We start from the raw sequence: 16,970 nt of genomic DNA on the forward strand, positions 1-16,970 counted from the left end.
CCTAGTTATGTAATTAATCAATTCCTTTACCAGAATCAGCAACATCTAATATTGCTCTAGGGTATGGACTGAAAATTGTTTGCCCTTTTAAATATGGTTCATTAAACCTTACTACCCAACCACCTATCAATGTAAGTGGCACTGAAAAAGGAACTTTTTTTGATGAATATTGCTCTAACAAATCTAAAAAATATGATTTTTCGTCTTTTGAAAGTTTGTTTTTAAAATAACCTAACAAATGCATTAACATGTTTATATTTTTGCTTGTTTTCATAGGGGTTGCCAATGCATATTTTAAAATTTGCTCATATTCAATAATAATTTTCTTAATAGGTTCATTATTGTGATTAGCCACTAATTTTCCTAAAACTTTCTGATTAGTTTGGTGATATGCCATTAATAAATACTTATTACTACTATGAAATTTTATTAACTCATTAATTGAGTTTTCTTTTTTAACAGATTCATATGAATACATGGTAAATATTCTAGTTAAGAAATGATTTCTAATGTCATAATTAGTCAACCTTCCTTCGTCTTCAATAGCCAATCCATCAAATATGTTTATAACTTCCCTGCCAAAAAAACCTGCTGTTTTATAACCGGCGGAAGGAGATTTTCCAATATCTTTATATACTTTAACGTCTTTGATTCCACAAGACGGAGAGCGACTCTTAAGTATAGCACCATGAATAGATTTCTTTTTCAAATTTTCAACAGTATATTCTACAAAAGTTTGCATCTTTTTTGTTAAATCATGACCACTTCTTGAAAAAACAAGTTTTTCAACACCATTATCACCTATAATTCTAATAGCTTCTCTTGGTATTGGTAATCCAATCTCCACCTCGGGGCATACAAGAATAAAATCAACATAATTTTCTAACCTTTTTACAAAACTATCTCCAACCATTGAACCATCATAACGACAAGCTTCATGTTCTATACATTTACTTAATAACACCACAGGTCTTTCCATATTTTTTAAATTCATCTCCATTTCTTAAATTTTTTTCTCATCATTTTTTAATATTTTCAAGTGTCTTTTAAAATGAAAAACTAAATTTTATAATCCATTTTATATTTTAACCCTTAAATATCTTTTCCATTGTTAATTTTTATATTAATGATACTTAAAAACGATAATTTACTCTTACTAATTTACTTATATTTACTTATAATGAAAATATTAACTATGCAAATTATTTGGCTTATTTTCAATTAATATTCATCCGCTGCATAATTAAACATCTGTTTTACCATAAAAAAAATGTAGTCAAAATTATAATGGAATGATATACTACGTAAAAATAACAGCCGAGGCTGTTGTTAAATAACTTAATGAGGTGTTTATGTTTAATATTAAAAATAAGTATTTGGTATTAATAGGTGCATTATTAGCACAGGTAACTATTGCAGGTCTTTATGCATGGAGTATCTTTGGCACGGCCCTTCAACATGAAAGAGGATGGGGAGGCAATGAAATTTTATTCCCATATTCACTTGCACAATTTATTTTTGCATTTAGCACAATAATTTCAGGCAAGTTGGTTGATAAAAAAGGACCTAGAATAGCACTATTTATTGGTGGTTTATTGTATGGTGGTGGATTAATTCTTTCTTCATTTGTAACTTCTCCTTCTTTACTATATTTAACTTATGGAGTAATTACCGGTGCAGGCGTAGGGTTTGTTTATGTATGTCCACTGTCAACTTTAATTAAATGGTTCCCTACACACAGAGGAATGATTACTGGATTATCCGTTGGTGTATTTGGTGGTGGAAGTATTATTTTTCAAAAAGTTATTTCGAATTTTCTATTAGTTACTGATGTATCTGGTGCATTCTTAAAACTTGGTATAATTTCTATGACATTAATTTTAATTGGTGCTATATTCACAAATAATCCAGAAGGTTTAGTCAAACAAAAAACTGAAAAAGGTGAAGGTGATTTTACAACATTAGAAATGATAAAAACATCAAAATTCCGCATTACTTGGATTATGTATTGGTTAGCGGTTATCCCAGGATTATTAGTATTAGGTGCTGCTAAAAATATAGGAATTGAAGTTGCAGGTTTAGATGCAGCAACTGCTGCAGGGATTATTTCAATCCTAGCTATTTCGAATGCAGGCAGTCGTTTAATTTCAGGTACTTTATCCGACAAGTTTGGTACACTTAATGTATTAAAACTAATATTTGTAATAACAATTACTTCACTGCTATCACTTAGTTTCTTAGCTGAAATAAAAGCAGTATTCTATTTAAGTGTAATTGGAGTTGCAGTTGGTTATGGTGGATTTTTAGCATTATTTCCAACTTTCACAAATCAAGAATTTGGTTCATTTAGATATGCATCTAACTATGGTGTAGTTTATCAAGCATATGGACTTGCAGCATTATCAGGAATATTCATTAAATCAATGGTAGGTAGTTATACTTCTACATTTATTTTTTCTGCTGTAGCGGCTTCAATTGGTTTAGCATTATCTTTTAAAATTAAAGAAAGAGACAAAATAACGAAGTAATTGTTAAAATAGGAGTTAGATTATATAAAAGAGTACCTACCTCCTATTTTTTTATTATTTACTAATTTTTAATACATGCTACTTATTATAACAAACCATTCAAAAACTTCTTAATTATAGATCATAATTAAAATATGTGTTTATTAATTTTAATTTGTGGCAAAATAACTATTAATTAAAATAACAGGAGTCTTGGCGTATGATTTGGGATAAAATTGCAAATATTGAGTTGCATTGGTTTTGGGATACTATAATTATATTTATTATTGGAAAATTTGTTTTAAGATTAGGCGGCAGAAAATCAATTTCGCAGATGACCATTACACAAACTATAGTTATGGTTGGAATTGGTTCTTTATTAATACAGCCTTTGTCTGGCAATAATTTAGTTATTACTTTGATAATATCACTGCTGTTTACCTTTTTAATGATTGGTACTGAATATCTAGAAGTTAAGATTGATTTATGGGAAACATTTTTTACTGGTAAATCTGTAATGGTTATTGAAAATGGAGAGCCAAAGATAAATAACCTAAAAAAACTGAGAATGTCAATAGACAGGCTGGAAACAAGGTTAAGACAATCAGGCATATCCTCTATCAAAGACGTGAAATATGGAACTATTGAAGTTAGTGGACAGTTGGGCTATGAGCTAATGGAGAATAAGAAGCCTATGACCAAAGAAGACTACAATAATATTATAAACGAAATAAATCAAATTAAATTATTCGTGGGAATAAACGATAATAAGAGACCTTTATCTTTAAATAACAACAATGATATATTTGAAGAAATTAATAGTAAAAAATACGAGGGTAACAAAAAAGAACCATAGACAGTAATACAATATATATAAGGTAAAAATTAAATACAGGTGGATGTACTTTGTTCAGAGGTACATCCACCTATTTTACACCATTTTAACCCCTATTTTTTCTAAGCATATATCCTCAAAATTACTTTAATTATCACAAAGATTTTTTATAGCTTTTTCAGCCCACTCAGAATCTTTGTATATTGCTCTTCCTACACCAATTAAATCCGCCTTATTTTCAGCAAGAAGTTTTTCAGCAGCGGAAACATCAGTAATTCCACCAGTTAGTATAACAGGGATTGATACAACTTTCTTGATTTCTTCAGATAGTGATGAAAAATAGCCTTGACCAGCAATCTCTGGAGAAATATATCCACAAAATCCACCAGAAACATCAAGAATATCTACTCCTGCTTTTTCAAACTCTTGTGCTGCAATTTTACTATCTTCAATTGTACTACCAACATCCATATAGTCAGAAGCACCTAAGCGCAACAGAATTGGAAAATTATCACCAACAGCATCACGAACTGCGTTAATAACCTCTAAATGAATTTTGATTCTTCCTAATACATCTCCACCATATTCGTCAGTTCTCTTGTTAGTTAGAGGAGAAAAAAATTGATTTAGAAAATATCCGTGAGCGGAATGAATTTCCACACCATCAAATCCAGCTTCTTTTACACGTAATGCAGCATTTTTAAATTCATTAATTATCTCTTTAATTTCTTTTTGATTTAATTCTTTTGGAGTATTACCTAAACGTGGATTTGCTACAGCAGAAGGTCCAACTGCCTCATAGCCTGTTATAGTTTCTTTTGCTGCACTACCAGCATGATTTATTTGCATTACTGCTTTAGATCCGTTTCTATGAATAATATCTGCTAGCTTACTTAAATCATCAATAAGGCTATCATCTGCAACCGAAAGTTGACCTTCACTTACTTTTCCTTGTTGTGTAATAAAGCTATGTTCAATTATAATCAATGATATATAACCACCCTTAGATTTTTCATCATAATAATCTAATATACTCTTGCTTATTTTTCCATCCTTATCAGATTTTGATGTAGCCATTGGCGGCATAACCAACCTGTTTTTTAAAGTTAACTTGCCCTTATTTAAGGGATTTAGTAAATACGACATTTCTTCTTACCTCCTAAAAAATTCTGCTTCTTTTTCTTTATCTATTAGATTTACTTCTTAATTTTATATAGATAAGCAACATATTAATATTAATAATTTTATACTATTTATATGTTGCTTGTTTTAATTACTTACTTCTTTAATATTTTTGCTATTTCTCTGCAAATTTCACATGGAGAATAATAATCTGATGCATTGATATTAATTCCATTATTTTTTGCTTCTTTTAACAATCCATGAATACCATTATCTAATAATGCTTTTGTGTACGGGTTTTTATATGGATCATAATTAGCTATAATATCAAGAATATCATTATTCATAATATTACCAATTGAAAAATTACAAGTTAAAACATCACCATTACAATCTATCGTTAAATCATTAATATTATCTAATCGCGTTGTATATAATGCGTGACCACATTGAAATTTCCTATCTAATGGTTTCTTATCAAAGTATTCCGAAAGATATTTAACAGCATTTCCAGATGGAAAAACACTATCTCCACCATTTCTTTCAATATGAAGGTCATCAAAATATGTAAGGCACTCTTTTGTCTTTCTATTATATGGATTATCGTCTAACTCGTCATTTACCCAAGTAGGCTGTAATCTAAACCTTCCATTATAATTTTGACATAACGCTTTTGCAAACATACGAACCCATTCTAATGGTAGACTTTCAACATGAAAACAATCTACAGATAATAAAATATCGTTCACGCCAACTTTATTTAAATTTTTCGCAACTTCAATAATCTTGTCTTCATTCTTTGAGAAACAACCATTTGTAATAAGCTGACGATTTGGAATATTACATTCCATTGCTTTTTCATGTATAGCACATACCGTATCTGGATATAATAACGCCTCTCCTCCAAATGTCATAATTGATTTTACATCATAAGCAGAAGATATATCTGCAATTACATTTGCTGCTTTTTCTAAATCAAGTTTTTTATTTCCTGGTAAATTTCCTTCTGAGCAATGTTTGCAATTTCCTGTACAACCATTTGTTATTGTAAATTCTAATCTTTCAACTTTATTTATATATTTATTAAAACTATGCATAACTGTGCTCCTTTTTTATTAATTTGATTTAAATATTTTCTAATAATTTCAAATTATATAGCACAGTTCAGTTGCAACTGTTAGCATATTTCATAATATTATTAACCTCAATCCAATCTGCCAACAGTTTGAATCAACTGAACTGAGTATTTAATTCGTTTATCTCTCAAAAGATTCACCTCCTTTAAACATCCTTAAGTTTATCAAACTTTATTATTAATTATATTGTACTATCTCAAATAACCATTACTTAATCCATTCTCTTCTTAGAATCGAATAAATAAGTTGATCATATAAATTTTCATTAATCCAGTAATGTTCTCTTAATCTTCCATCTAATTTAAATCCATATTGTTCCAACAGTTTTGCCGAAGGATAATTGTTTGAAGAAGTAGTTGCATACAATTTATTTAAACTCAATTCATTGTCATTGAATGATTTATGTATGAACTTATATAACATTATACTACCCAATCCCTTACCCCTATTACTATCTGGTAAATAATATCCAAATTCAGCACTATGATTTCTAACATTTAAATCAAATAACGTTATTTTACCTAATGGCTTATTGCAATCTTCTTTTACTAATACATAAATTCTTTGTTTTTCCTCTGTAATTGCTCTTAGTATTTTACTAGAATATTCTTCATAAGATTTACTTAATTTCAAGGGGCGGCATGTATAATATTCGAAATGGGTTTCTTCAATATTCCAATTAAAAATTGTTTGAAGATGTTCTTCAGTTAACAAAACCAATTTATAGTTTTCATCTAAATGTTTTATGTTATTTTTCATTATATTCCTCTACTACTTATGATAATTACTTGCTTTCCATTAACCAAGCATTTTTTAAAATTGCATATACAGTTAAATCATAATTAAATATATTATTGGAACAATTGTTAATTATTACATATAGTGTAACCTTGAATATACTGTTTGTCAATTCGTATTAAGTATATATATTAGAATATAGTTAATTTACATAATTTATATATAATGTTATAATTAAATTATAATAATAATTAAAGGAGCGTGCTATGAGTATAAAAAATGTTGCATTAATTGGTATGGGAGCAGTTGGAACTGTTTATGGAAATCTTCTCTACAACAAATATGACTCTGATTTCGCAGTAATTACTGGAGAATCACGTAAGGAAAAATTAAAATCAAATGGATTTACATTAAATAACAACACCTTTTATCCTCAAATTCTTTCATCAGAAGACAAAGGGATTATATTTGACTTAATAATTTTTTGTGTGAAAAATTATCAACTTGACGAAGCTATTGAAGATGTTAAAAATTTTGTAGGCAAAGATACAATAATGATTACTTTTCTTAATGGAGTTACTGCAAGGGATAGAATACTATCAGCATATCCTAATAATAAAGTACTTTATGGTTTGTCTATGGGAATAGATGCTGTAAGAACCGAAGATGGTGTTGTTAATACAGAAAACGGAGAAATACAATTTGGTGATGCAGACAATAAAGTTATTGCACCAGAAGTACAAGCAGTAAAAGAATGTTTTGATAATGCTGAAATTAATAATAAAATTTATAATGATATGATACGAACCATTTGGAGAAAATTCATGCTAAATGTGGGAGTAAATCAAATAACTGCAGTAACAGGTGTTCCATATGGAAAATCCACTAGCATAGAAACAAATCGTATTATTTTTAAGGAATCAATGGAAGAAGTTCTATCAATAGCGCAGGCACAAAATATTGACCTAAGACAAGAAGATATAGATGATCATTTAAAATTAATGAGTCACTTTTCACCAGAAGGCAAGACATCAATGCTTCAGGATATAGAAGCAAAACGTAAAACAGAGGTTGACTATTTTGCAGGAACAGTAATTGAAATGGGTAAAAAATTAAATATAGAAACCCCAGTAAATCATGTTCTATATTGCATTATTAAATCTTTAGAAGAAAAAAACTGCTAAAATCAATTGATTTTAGCAGTTTTTTAAGTCATTAGTGTGTCTTGCTAGCAAAATTACAAATTTTATTGACTAAATCTGTTTTCATATTTTTTTACTGTTATACTAAAAATAACTATAGCAATTATAAATAACATGCTCACTGTAATACTCATTACTCTCAATCCACCAAAGCTATACATATATTGCCCAATAAAAGCAGCAAAAATATTTGTAATTGCCATTGATCCTCCTAATATTGACATATATGTTGACTTTCTATGCGGTACTATTTCCGAAGAAAGTAGTTGAAAAGCAGGCCAAGAACTATCAAAATTTAGTGAAAATAAAAACATAAATATATATAGTATTGAGATTTTTACAAATGACAATGGCAACACAACTACTGCTGTAGCTATAAAAACAAATTTAGTATATTTAATTCTATTTAATTTATCTAGTAAAATAGTGCTTGCAAAAGAAGCTAAAACGGTTCCCAACCCTCCAATTGTAAAAACATATCCAACTTGTATTATGGTACCACCTAATACATTTAATATATGTATGCCCAAATACCCAAATATGGCTATTGCAGAAAAAGCTAATAAGCACTGCAATATTACAAAATTTCTTGCAACTTCATCTTTTAGTATATCAAATATATCTGATACTTTGATTTTTTCAGCATTATCGTGAGACTTTACCTCTGGGATAAAAAGTAATGCAATAAATAATATTGCTGCATAAACCATATATAACTTATATAACATTTCAGTTCCATAATTCAATATAATTCTTGACGTATATATAGGTGTTAACATAATACCAATACCAATTGATATTCTTATAATTCCAAAAAATTTACCTCTATTTTCATACGAAATAATATCTCCTATATAGCTTAAAATAATGGCATTTCCATTACTAACTAAAAATCCAATTGATATTCTAGATATAATAAACAATATAAAATTATTTGAAACAACTATGCTGAAGCTTCCTATAATAAATAATGCAGTACTTATTAATAAAGTAAGTTTTTTCCCATATTTGTCTGCGAAATTTCCAATGAAGGGTGCAAAGAACCCAACTATATACGCACCTATACTTAAATACATGACCTTATTACTTTCAACGCCAAATGTTTCTATGATGTGCCCACTTGCTGAAATTAGACCTGCCATTTCAAAATATGCAAGCATTTGTAACAAAAATAAAACTGTTATAGTATAATATTTTTTCATTTATCCTCCGATATTATTATGCTTAATATTCATAGTGATTATTATACTACATAAACACATTCTTATGTTGAAGTTTTTTTGTTATACTTAATTTATGACTTTTACTTACTTTTTAAATAGGAACCATGTTTTAGAATCTATTTCATATTTTAATTCATATATATCTTTTCCATTGTGAATGCAGACAAAAACAACTCTTTTATTACCTACAATCTTTTCTTCGTATGACTTTATTATTTTTTCTACTATTACAGCTTTTTCATCTAATCTAAATTTAACTGGCTGTATTTTTCCATCTGGATAAAAAATAGCCATTACCTTAATCGGTTGATTAAGAATTTTCATAAACTTCACCTTCTTTATAGAATACTTGACATTCCAGGATATTCATCATCTGGATATCCACCAAGGAGCGGTTCTAAATCAGAGTTAGCAAACACACCACGAATTATAGCTGCATCACCATATTTTTCTCTTATTTTATCTATTACCTTATCCAATTTTTCATTGTTCAAACTATTGCGATCTTTAAATATGCTCAATTGTTGAAATTTGGCTTCATCCAAATCAGATACTGAAACACCTAGCTGACGAATGGGATTTTTATCCCAAACTTTATCAAATAAACTACATATATTTTTATAGATATCCTGAGTACAGTCAGTGAAATATTGAAGCTTTTTCTGACGTGATATATATCCAAAACTTGAATCCTTTATACTTATACTTACTACACTACACATCATTTTGGCTTCTCTAAGGCGCCATGCTGTCATCTCAACAAGGCTTAAAATTATTACGTGAGCTGTTTCTATATCTTCAACATTAAATTTTAAAGTTGAGCTGTTTCCTACGCTTTTTATTGGAGTTGGAGGCTTGAAAGTTGACGCATCATGTCCATTAGCATATGCATATATAAGCCGTCCATGTGACTTTAATAATGTTGAAATCAGATTGAAATCTGCATTTGCCAAATCTCCAATTGTATATATTCCAAGCTTATTTAATTTAGGCTGTGTGCGACGTCCAACCATAAATAAATTTTCTACTGGCAATATCCACATTTTTTCTTTTATTTCCTCTGGAAAGCAGGTATGGCATTTATCAGGTTTTTCAAAATCTCCTGCCATTTTTGCAAGTAATTTATTTGTAGATATTCCAATGTTTACAGTGTAACCGAAAACTTGTTTTATCTGTTCCTTAATTGAATATGCCAATTCAATAGCTTTTTCTTTGTTTAAATCCATGAAGCGAATAAAGCATTCATCTATGCTAAACACCTCAATATCAGGTGAAAATGTATTTAGTAATTCATATAAAGATTTGCTTGCACGTACATAAACTTGATAATTTGGAGGAACTACAAGAAGATTTGGACACATAAGTCGTGCTTCCATTAGTGAATTACCTGTTTTTATTCCATATTTTTTTGCCTTCATTGATTTAGCTAAAACAATCCCATGTCTATTTTCTTCATTCCCGCCTATTACAGATGCAACTTCTCTTATATCTCTTTCCAATCCCATTTGTTGCTCATATGCAGCTGTCCATGATAAAAATGCTGAATTTACATCTACATGCATTATAATATTTGACATAATATCGCTCCTGTTAAAACATATGTTCGATTTTAATTAATTATATCATATTTTTTTAAAAGTTAAAGTAATATTTTATAATTAATTTTTGGTTTATTTGTATAATTTATTTACCTACTAAAATAGCAAAAACAAAAAATGATACGTAACATATCATCTTTTGTTTAAATATATTTTTTATTTTTAAATACTATCCTTTTAAATTAATTATTCTAAAGTTGGATTTGACAATACCTTACTTACTTCTTAATGAATAAATCCTTACTTCTTAATCCATTTGATTTTATCTGTTGACGCCAACCTGCATCTCCTCCAATTTTATATAAAAATCTAGGAAGATTAGGTGAAACAAAAATATTTTCTGAGCTAATGCAATTTGAAACATTTTTCGAAAGAATATTCAAAGCATTCCAAACGTTTTTTTTTGGACCTTGTCCGTCCGGCACACTTGCCATCCCTGACAACATTCCACCTCCACCAATACCTATACCCTGTCCCCAGCTAATTTCTGCTTTTTTACACCAATTTTCCATCATTTCAAGTGCTATCAAACCCTGTTTTCCTTCATAAAATCCGCAGTTCACTAAAACGTAGACCTTAATGTCATGATTAAGATTCGTTTTGAAGTATGTTTCCATTTGATAAAGACAACTTTTTAAATGTGCTGGAATTTCATCAATATATAAAGGAAACGCAAATACTATTACATTACATTTCGATATTTCCTCTATCTCTTTAGTATCCAACTTTGGTGTTCTAAAATTATATTCTGAAATAACATTACTTTCAGTAAAAAGTTTTTTTAATGTATTTAAAATATTTTCTGATGCGCTATTTTTCACTTTGGGACTACCGTTTATTAATGCTATTTTCATATAGTTATCCCTCCCATTTCTGCTAAACTTTCAACAAAAGAAACACTACAATCATTGCAATCTAAATTAATAGAATTTGCCTCTATCAATTTTTTTGCAGTTTGTTTTTCATTTTCCGTAATATTTCCCCCATAGAAAGTTACTTGTAAATCAAAATGATTTTCATATCTGCGCCTATGATGCATCTCGCCATTTCTTATTACAAAATACGGATGAGAATACGAAATACTTCTGTCAAGTACATTCTTTACAAATGGGCTAAATCCTCCGTAGTAACATTTACTAATAATAATTAATGTGTCACACTTAGATAATAATTCGCCCATATCAGAATATTTATCATGTATTACACATGAAGCTGGCGTTTTTATCCAACATCCAAAACAACCTATACAATTATGTATTGTACCATCATCTGAAATAACTCTTATACTGTCGTCTAACTTTGGAAAAATACTACAAAAATCGTTTTCTCCTAAATCATGAATCAATAATTTCACTTTTAATGCCCCCTATTAATTAGATTATTTGTTATTAGTTAATAAATTACTATCTAAATCAAAAAAATTATTACTTATTTTTTGTAACTTTTTTACTTCAAGATTAATACTAAATATTTTTATAATCTAACATCTACAAAATTTCTAGCTTCTATGCTATTTTTAGTAACTTCGCAATCAAGAGCTAATATATTTACACCCTTACTTTTAGCTAATACTAATGCTTCACCAAACTCCATATGTGTTTTATTGTTTGGGGTGAAATATTTTATATTTTTCATCTGAACTATAAACACAACATAAGCTTCGAATCCATCCTCAACAGAATTAATTAGTTCATTTATATGTTTTAGACCTCTTAATGTTGGGGCATCAGGAAACATTGCAACATCATTTTCCTCCAATGTAACACCCTTCACTTCAACAAATATTTTCTTATCTATAGTTTCTATATAAAAATCAAATCGTGAATTCCCATATTTATATTCTGGTTTTATCATCGTTATATTTTCAAATAGCCCAGAATTTTTAACCCACTCGTGAAATACCTTGTTAGGCACTTGACTATCCATATTTATTAATCGTTCACCCTTGTATACTGATATTAAATCATACTTTGTTTTACGAGTAGAGCTATCAAATTCCTCCACAAATACAGTTGCATTGTCAGTTAGAAGTTCCTTGCAACGTCCTGTATTTTTCACATGGCATATTTCATTTTTACCGTCTATTTCAATGTTGGCTATAAACCTATTAGGTCTATTAATAAACTTTGCTTTTTTTATATTGTTATATATCATATTTTATCTCTTTAATCTTTCTTATTTTATGTTTATAAACTTACTTCTATAATTTTATTCCTTCAAAAACTTTACCTATACTATCATTAATAACCAAATTAGCCATACTATCCATAGATGTAGATGACTTATTTATTAAAATCAATTTATTCCCTTTATAATATCTAATTAATCCAGCCGCAGGATATACAGCTAAAGAAGTACCCCCAATAATTAATACATCAGCATTAGAAATGTAATTTACTGCTTTATCAATAGTTTCATTATCGAGACCCTCTTCATAAAGAACTACATCTGGTTTAATTATACCATTACAAGTACATCTAGGAATCCCTTTACTTTCTATAACTTTATCTACATCATAAAACTTCCCACACTTCATACAATAATTTCGATGTACAGAACCATGAAGTTCCAATACGTTTTTGCTGCCTGCTTTTTGATGAAGTCCATCTATATTTTGAGTAATTACTGCTTTTAGCTTTCCAACCCTTTCAAGTTCTGCAAGCTTTATATGTGCTTTGTTCGGTGAAACTTCTAAAAATAACATCTTGTTTTTATAAAAATCATAAAAATATTCGGTATTACTTATAAAGAAGCTATGTGAAAGTATTTGTTCTGGTGGATAACTATATTTTTGATTATATAACCCATCAACACTACGAAAATCAGGAATACCACTCTCTGTAGATACTCCTGCCCCACCAAAAAATACTATATTGTTACTTTCTAAAATTAGGTCTTGTAACTCATTATACTTTTGCATAAGATACTCCTTTCAATGTATGATGAATGCATATGACATTAAATCTTTTTATGAGATTAGATTTGTTACCATTAATATTTACACAAGTTTTATGTTCTCACCAAATTGACGACTATAATAAATTTTCTAATAGTAGCAACCATCTTTCATCATATTATTATATATAATATTCTAACACAAATTTATTAAATTCAAAAGTTTAAATATTTCTAATAGTAATTTAAACTAACTATAATGTAGAAAAAAATTGCGTGAGTTAATATTGCAAAGTGAAAGTTATCTTTTCCCCTTAAACATTTAAAACCTGATACATTATAGGAAAAGTTTTTTCAAACTTAAAATTATAATTTCACGTTTCCATTTTGTAATAATATGGTATAATGAATTGTGTTTTCGAAAGAAACTAAAGTATTTGGAGGTAAAAATGAACAATAAAAAATTTAAAAGTTTTTTCATTATCATAGTACTTTTATGTCAAATAATTATACTGACATCATGTGCTAATACTCAAGTAAAACAAGAAGATGAAATTCCTGTTACTGATAATGATGAAGGATTGGATAATAAAGAAACATCACCTGTATGGAAAAGTGAAATGTCATCTTATGATGTCAACATCCCCTATGTATTGCCTGAATTTACGCCTCAAGTTAATAATTATGATATTAATAAAGATTTGTTAAATTTATTCAATGCAGGTCAATACACTGGTTTTACAGAAGAACAAAAAAATTCTATTTATGAAGATGGATTTGTTGTTTTAAAACCAAGCTACTCTGATCTTCAAATGCACCATATCTACGAGTTTCCTATGTATAAAAAATCACCTATGTTTATAACTGTTGATTCGGCATTGCATTTATATCATATATTTTATGATAATAGTTTAAAATATATTGAATTAAGTTCTATGTATGAAAAATTAGATAAATTATCACAAAGTATGCTTAAAAAGAGTATTGAATATTACAATGATCCTCAATATGAAAATTTAAAAGAAGAGTTAAAGTTTGTATCTGCATATTTTATGACTGCTTGTAGGTTAATGGAAATAAATATAGACGAACATAATATACCATCTGAGATATCATCGATGGTTGATAAAGAAATAGTACTTATTAATGATGCATCTGAATTTAAAGAATCTCCTATATTAAATAAAGACCTTGATTATTCTCAATTTGTTGTAAGGGGACATTATGCAGGAAATGATAATCTCATTAGATATTTTAAAACTATGATGTGGTATGGTCAATGTGGTTTCCCTGTATTTATGGATGAAGAAACTGAGCCAACTTTGGATATGGATAATATGGTTAAATCTATGATTATTACTTCCCTAGCACTTAGTGACGAAGAAACTTTTAAAAACTATGAAAATATTTACTCAACTACAGCTTTATATACTGGATTATCTGATGACTTAGGAATCTTTGAATATAGGGATTTAATTAAAAAAGTATATGGTACTAATCCTAATATTAATATTTTTAAAGATACTTCCTACAATGATAAACTATTAGAACAAGCATTATTGTTGCCCGAACCAAAAATACAAGCTAAATATTCAATGGTTACAACGCCAGTTGGTAAACAATTTAGATTTATGGGGCAAAGATATTCATTTGATGCTGAAACAATGCAAAATTTAATTGAACCTCAACTTCGCCCTGTGCCATCAGGCCTCGATGTTATTTCTGCTTTTGATAATAAAAGAGCTGAAGAAATACTTGATATTTATTATGCACCAAAAATAAATTGGCCAAATTACACAGAGAATTTAGAAATAATGCGTGATAAGGAAAAATCTATAACTGATGATGAATGGAAATCTGATTTATATAATGGTTGGTTATGGAGCTTAAAATCATCCTCTGTTTCTTTTGAAGATGTGGATGGAATGCCTCAATTTATGAGAAATCAAAAGTGGACTGACAAAAATATACATACAGCACTTGGTAGCTATGCTGAACTAAAACATGATAGTATTTTGTATAAAAAACAATCCGGCGCTGAAATGGGTGGTGGAGGCGAAATGACTATTCCATACAATTATGTTGAACCTAATGTTGAAGTTTATGCAAAACTTACATGGCTTGCAAAAAATACAAAAGAAAACTTAAGTATTAGAAATATGTTAGATGAAAGATCAACAGAAATACTTGATTCAATAATAGAAATGCAAGAAACTTTAATGAATGTTTCTGTTAAAGAGCTTACAAATCATGCTATAACAGAAGAGGAAAATATAAAACTTTACCAATATGGTGGACGAATAGATTATATCATGCAAAGTTTAAATTATATGCTTATGGACGCTGGTATAAAAGATGATGACAATTATACTTCTGCTCTTATTGCTGATGTTTCAACTGTTGCGCCAAATGAGTTTGTACCATCAGGTAATTATTTAGAATTAGGGAATGGACTCCCTTGTGAAATTTATGTTGTATGTAACACAAACGGAAAAACATATTTAGCTAAAGGTTCATTATTTAATTATTATGAATTTTTATCAGATAAAAGAATGACTGATGAAGAATGGTATAATTTAATTGGTATTAAAAAAGTAATTCACTATCAGGATGAAACAAAAAATGAATTTGTAACCCAAGATTTATACGATGAAAATGGAAATAAAACTGTAGGAGATGATGTTGAATATTTTGAATCTGTAGAAATAACTGAGCCATCACCTCATGTTCCATCAAAACCAGAATGGACAAAATCATTTATTTCTGAGCAAGAAAATAAAGTTACCATTAATGAAGATCTGGAAATAGATTGGGCAAATTAAATGAAAAAAAATTTGATAGTTATTAGTATTTTTTTGGCTGGCTGCATAGTGTTTTTATGCAATCAGCCAAAAAATTATGATATTAAAATAGATAATAATATCTATAAAATTGTATTTAAGAATAATACTCTTTATTTAAATAATCATTATTTTAAATATAAAAAACTGCTTCAAGAAAAAATAATTGACTTTAAATTTTATGATATAGATGAAGATAAAAATGATGAAATTCTTGTAATTACAAAACAAAATAAAAAAAGTATTTATGGTGAATATTTAGTTATATATGATACAAATTTAATTAATCAAACTATTGTAGTTACTGAGATCTACAGACAAGATTTTTCTAATATAACTCCTTGGAAAGTAGATGCTTGTAATTTAGATAATGATAATGATACAGATATTTTTATTGGAGTAAATAAAGATACTGTATTCTATAAAGATGTAAGAAATAGACCTTTCTTTTACTCTTGGGATGGAGAGAAACTTTACAAAAAATGGCAGGGTTCTTTTTTTACAGATTGGGATTTAGTTGATATAACTTTTGGAGATTATTTTAATTATGGACATGATTTAGCGGCAGTTTTAGAAAAAAATAGAAACAGCGAATATAGAATTAGTTTATATAATTTTACAGGATTTGGTTTTATAAATATAACTAAAAGTGATATTTATAAAAATGTGAAATGTATAAACACAATAAGAAAAGATAATGTTTATAAGATAGTTTTAACTTTTAACAATTCAAATAAATATAATATTATAGAAATGGTTCCAACTAGAAGATAACAATTATATTAGGAACCATTTCTTATTTTAAAAAGTTTTATTATACCAAACATAATAAAACTTTTTATGCAAACATTACCATGATATTTTTGTGCTAGAA

General features: G+C 28.3%; 16 protein-coding genes. 5 read left to right on the forward strand and 11 right to left on the reverse strand.

Features of this window, described 5'->3' with window-relative positions; genetic code table 11:
• Nucleotides 1-13 precede the first annotated feature (13 nt).
• A complete protein-coding gene (locus tag J2Z76_RS05090; RefSeq protein ID WP_209510917.1) occupies nt 14-1,000 on the reverse strand; it encodes a YbgA family protein in 987 nt (328 codons plus the stop codon).
• A gap of 352 nt (nt 1,001-1,352) precedes the next feature.
• Here J2Z76_RS05090 and J2Z76_RS05095 point away from each other — a divergent pair, with 352 nt between their 5' ends.
• Together J2Z76_RS05095 and J2Z76_RS05100 are read left to right on the forward strand one after the other, a co-directional pair.
• The gene (locus J2Z76_RS05095; RefSeq protein ID WP_209510918.1) at nt 1,353-2,528 is read left to right on the forward strand and encodes an L-lactate MFS transporter; all 1,176 of its coding nucleotides are present in this window, start codon (nt 1,353-1,355) and stop codon (nt 2,526-2,528) included.
• Nucleotides 2,529-2,727: 199 nt separating this feature from the next.
• Nucleotides 2,728-3,363 (forward strand): DUF421 domain-containing protein, encoded by a 636-nt coding sequence (locus J2Z76_RS05100; protein WP_245210326.1) that lies wholly within the window; start codon nt 2,728-2,730, stop codon nt 3,361-3,363.
• 126 nt (nt 3,364-3,489) lie between these two features.
• Here the strand turns inward: J2Z76_RS05100 and J2Z76_RS05105 are convergent, their stop codons facing one another.
• The 3 genes from J2Z76_RS05105 to J2Z76_RS05115 form a co-directional block, all read right to left on the reverse strand.
• Nucleotides 3,490-4,488: an NADH:flavin oxidoreductase gene (locus J2Z76_RS05105; RefSeq protein WP_209510919.1), complete on the reverse strand. Its 999-nt coding sequence runs from the start codon at nt 4,486-4,488 to the stop codon at nt 3,490-3,492.
• 131 nt (nt 4,489-4,619) lie between these two features.
• Nucleotides 4,620-5,561 carry a radical SAM/SPASM domain-containing protein gene (locus J2Z76_RS05110; RefSeq protein WP_209510920.1) on the reverse strand — a complete coding sequence of 314 codons (942 nt, stop codon included), beginning with the start codon at nt 5,559-5,561 and terminating at the stop codon, nt 4,620-4,622.
• Between the two features lie 246 nt (nt 5,562-5,807).
• Complete coding sequence (locus J2Z76_RS05115; RefSeq protein ID WP_209510921.1) at nt 5,808-6,359, reverse strand: GNAT family N-acetyltransferase; 552 nt, start codon at nt 6,357-6,359, stop codon at nt 5,808-5,810.
• A 245-nt stretch (nt 6,360-6,604) separates the two neighbouring features.
• Here J2Z76_RS05115 and J2Z76_RS05120 point away from each other — a divergent pair, with 245 nt between their 5' ends.
• Nucleotides 6,605-7,522 carry a ketopantoate reductase family protein gene (locus tag J2Z76_RS05120; protein WP_209510922.1) on the forward strand — a complete coding sequence of 306 codons (918 nt, stop codon included), beginning with the start codon at nt 6,605-6,607 and terminating at the stop codon, nt 7,520-7,522.
• 62 nt (nt 7,523-7,584) lie between these two features.
• On the opposite strand, the gene J2Z76_RS05125 is transcribed toward J2Z76_RS05120, so the two are convergent.
• The 7 genes from J2Z76_RS05125 to J2Z76_RS05155 form a co-directional block, all read right to left on the reverse strand.
• Nucleotides 7,585-8,742: an MFS transporter gene (locus tag J2Z76_RS05125; RefSeq protein ID WP_209510923.1), complete on the reverse strand. Its 1,158-nt coding sequence runs from the start codon at nt 8,740-8,742 to the stop codon at nt 7,585-7,587.
• 105 nt (nt 8,743-8,847) lie between these two features.
• On the reverse strand, nt 8,848-9,087 hold the full coding sequence (locus J2Z76_RS05130; RefSeq protein WP_209510924.1) for a hypothetical protein: 240 nt from the start codon (nt 9,085-9,087) through the stop codon (nt 8,848-8,850).
• A 14-nt stretch (nt 9,088-9,101) separates the two neighbouring features.
• Nucleotides 9,102-10,340, reverse strand: a complete 1,239-nt coding sequence (locus tag J2Z76_RS05135) for a DNA polymerase Y family protein (protein ID WP_209510925.1) — start codon at nt 10,338-10,340, stop codon at nt 9,102-9,104.
• A 239-nt stretch (nt 10,341-10,579) separates the two neighbouring features.
• On the reverse strand, nt 10,580-11,215 hold the full coding sequence (locus J2Z76_RS05140; RefSeq protein WP_209510926.1) for an NAD(P)H-dependent oxidoreductase: 636 nt from the start codon (nt 11,213-11,215) through the stop codon (nt 10,580-10,582).
• Nucleotides 11,212-11,715 carry a flavodoxin family protein gene (locus tag J2Z76_RS05145; protein WP_209510927.1) on the reverse strand — a complete coding sequence of 168 codons (504 nt, stop codon included), beginning with the start codon at nt 11,713-11,715 and terminating at the stop codon, nt 11,212-11,214. Before J2Z76_RS05145 ends, J2Z76_RS05140 begins: the two co-directional genes overlap by 4 nt.
• Nucleotides 11,716-11,834: 119 nt before the next feature.
• Complete coding sequence (gene sfsA / locus J2Z76_RS05150; RefSeq protein WP_209510928.1) at nt 11,835-12,515, reverse strand: DNA/RNA nuclease SfsA; 681 nt, start codon at nt 12,513-12,515, stop codon at nt 11,835-11,837.
• Nucleotides 12,516-12,561: 46 nt separating this feature from the next.
• Complete coding sequence (locus J2Z76_RS05155) at nt 12,562-13,281, reverse strand: NAD-dependent protein deacylase (RefSeq protein ID WP_209510929.1); 720 nt, start codon at nt 13,279-13,281, stop codon at nt 12,562-12,564.
• A gap of 424 nt (nt 13,282-13,705) precedes the next feature.
• On the opposite strand from J2Z76_RS05155, the gene J2Z76_RS05160 reads away from it, so the two are divergent.
• Nucleotides 13,706-16,078 carry a DUF3160 domain-containing protein gene (locus tag J2Z76_RS05160; protein WP_209510930.1) on the forward strand — a complete coding sequence of 791 codons (2,373 nt, stop codon included), beginning with the start codon at nt 13,706-13,708 and terminating at the stop codon, nt 16,076-16,078.
• Nucleotides 16,079-16,870: a hypothetical protein gene (locus J2Z76_RS05165; RefSeq protein ID WP_209510931.1), complete on the forward strand. Its 792-nt coding sequence runs from the start codon at nt 16,079-16,081 to the stop codon at nt 16,868-16,870.
• Nucleotides 16,871-16,970: the final 100 nt, after the last annotated feature.

This window comes from Sedimentibacter acidaminivorans (assembly GCF_017873955.1).
Taxonomy (GTDB): Bacteria; Bacillota; Clostridia; order Tissierellales; family Sedimentibacteraceae; genus Sedimentibacter; species Sedimentibacter acidaminivorans.

Bases quoted from the DNA above. Each gene is read 5' to 3' on its own strand.
- J2Z76_RS05140 (WP_209510926.1), bottom strand. From the start codon at position 11,215: ATGAAAATAGCATTAATAAACGGTAGTCCCAAAGTGAAAAATAGCGCA.
- sfsA (WP_209510928.1), bottom strand. From the start codon at position 12,515: ATGATATATAACAATATAAAAAAAGCAAAGTTTATTAATAGACCTAAT.
- J2Z76_RS05095 (WP_209510918.1), top strand. From the start codon at position 1,353: ATGTTTAATATTAAAAATAAGTATTTGGTATTAATAGGTGCATTATTA.
- J2Z76_RS05160 (WP_209510930.1), top strand. From the start codon at position 13,706: ATGAACAATAAAAAATTTAAAAGTTTTTTCATTATCATAGTACTTTTA.
- J2Z76_RS05165 (WP_209510931.1), top strand. From the start codon at position 16,079: ATGAAAAAAAATTTGATAGTTATTAGTATTTTTTTGGCTGGCTGCATA.
- J2Z76_RS05105 (WP_209510919.1), bottom strand. From the start codon at position 4,488: ATGTCGTATTTACTAAATCCCTTAAATAAGGGCAAGTTAACTTTAAAA.
- J2Z76_RS05100 (WP_245210326.1), top strand. From the start codon at position 2,728: ATGATTTGGGATAAAATTGCAAATATTGAGTTGCATTGGTTTTGGGAT.
- J2Z76_RS05125 (WP_209510923.1), bottom strand. From the start codon at position 8,742: ATGAAAAAATATTATACTATAACAGTTTTATTTTTGTTACAAATGCTT.
- J2Z76_RS05120 (WP_209510922.1), top strand. From the start codon at position 6,605: ATGAGTATAAAAAATGTTGCATTAATTGGTATGGGAGCAGTTGGAACT.
- J2Z76_RS05090 (WP_209510917.1), bottom strand. From the start codon at position 1,000: ATGGAGATGAATTTAAAAAATATGGAAAGACCTGTGGTGTTATTAAGT.
- J2Z76_RS05110 (WP_209510920.1), bottom strand. From the start codon at position 5,561: ATGCATAGTTTTAATAAATATATAAATAAAGTTGAAAGATTAGAATTT.
- J2Z76_RS05135 (WP_209510925.1), bottom strand. From the start codon at position 10,340: ATGTCAAATATTATAATGCATGTAGATGTAAATTCAGCATTTTTATCA.
- J2Z76_RS05130 (WP_209510924.1), bottom strand. From the start codon at position 9,087: ATGAAAATTCTTAATCAACCGATTAAGGTAATGGCTATTTTTTATCCA.
- J2Z76_RS05155 (WP_209510929.1), bottom strand. From the start codon at position 13,281: ATGCAAAAGTATAATGAGTTACAAGACCTAATTTTAGAAAGTAACAAT.
- J2Z76_RS05115 (WP_209510921.1), bottom strand. From the start codon at position 6,359: ATGAAAAATAACATAAAACATTTAGATGAAAACTATAAATTGGTTTTG.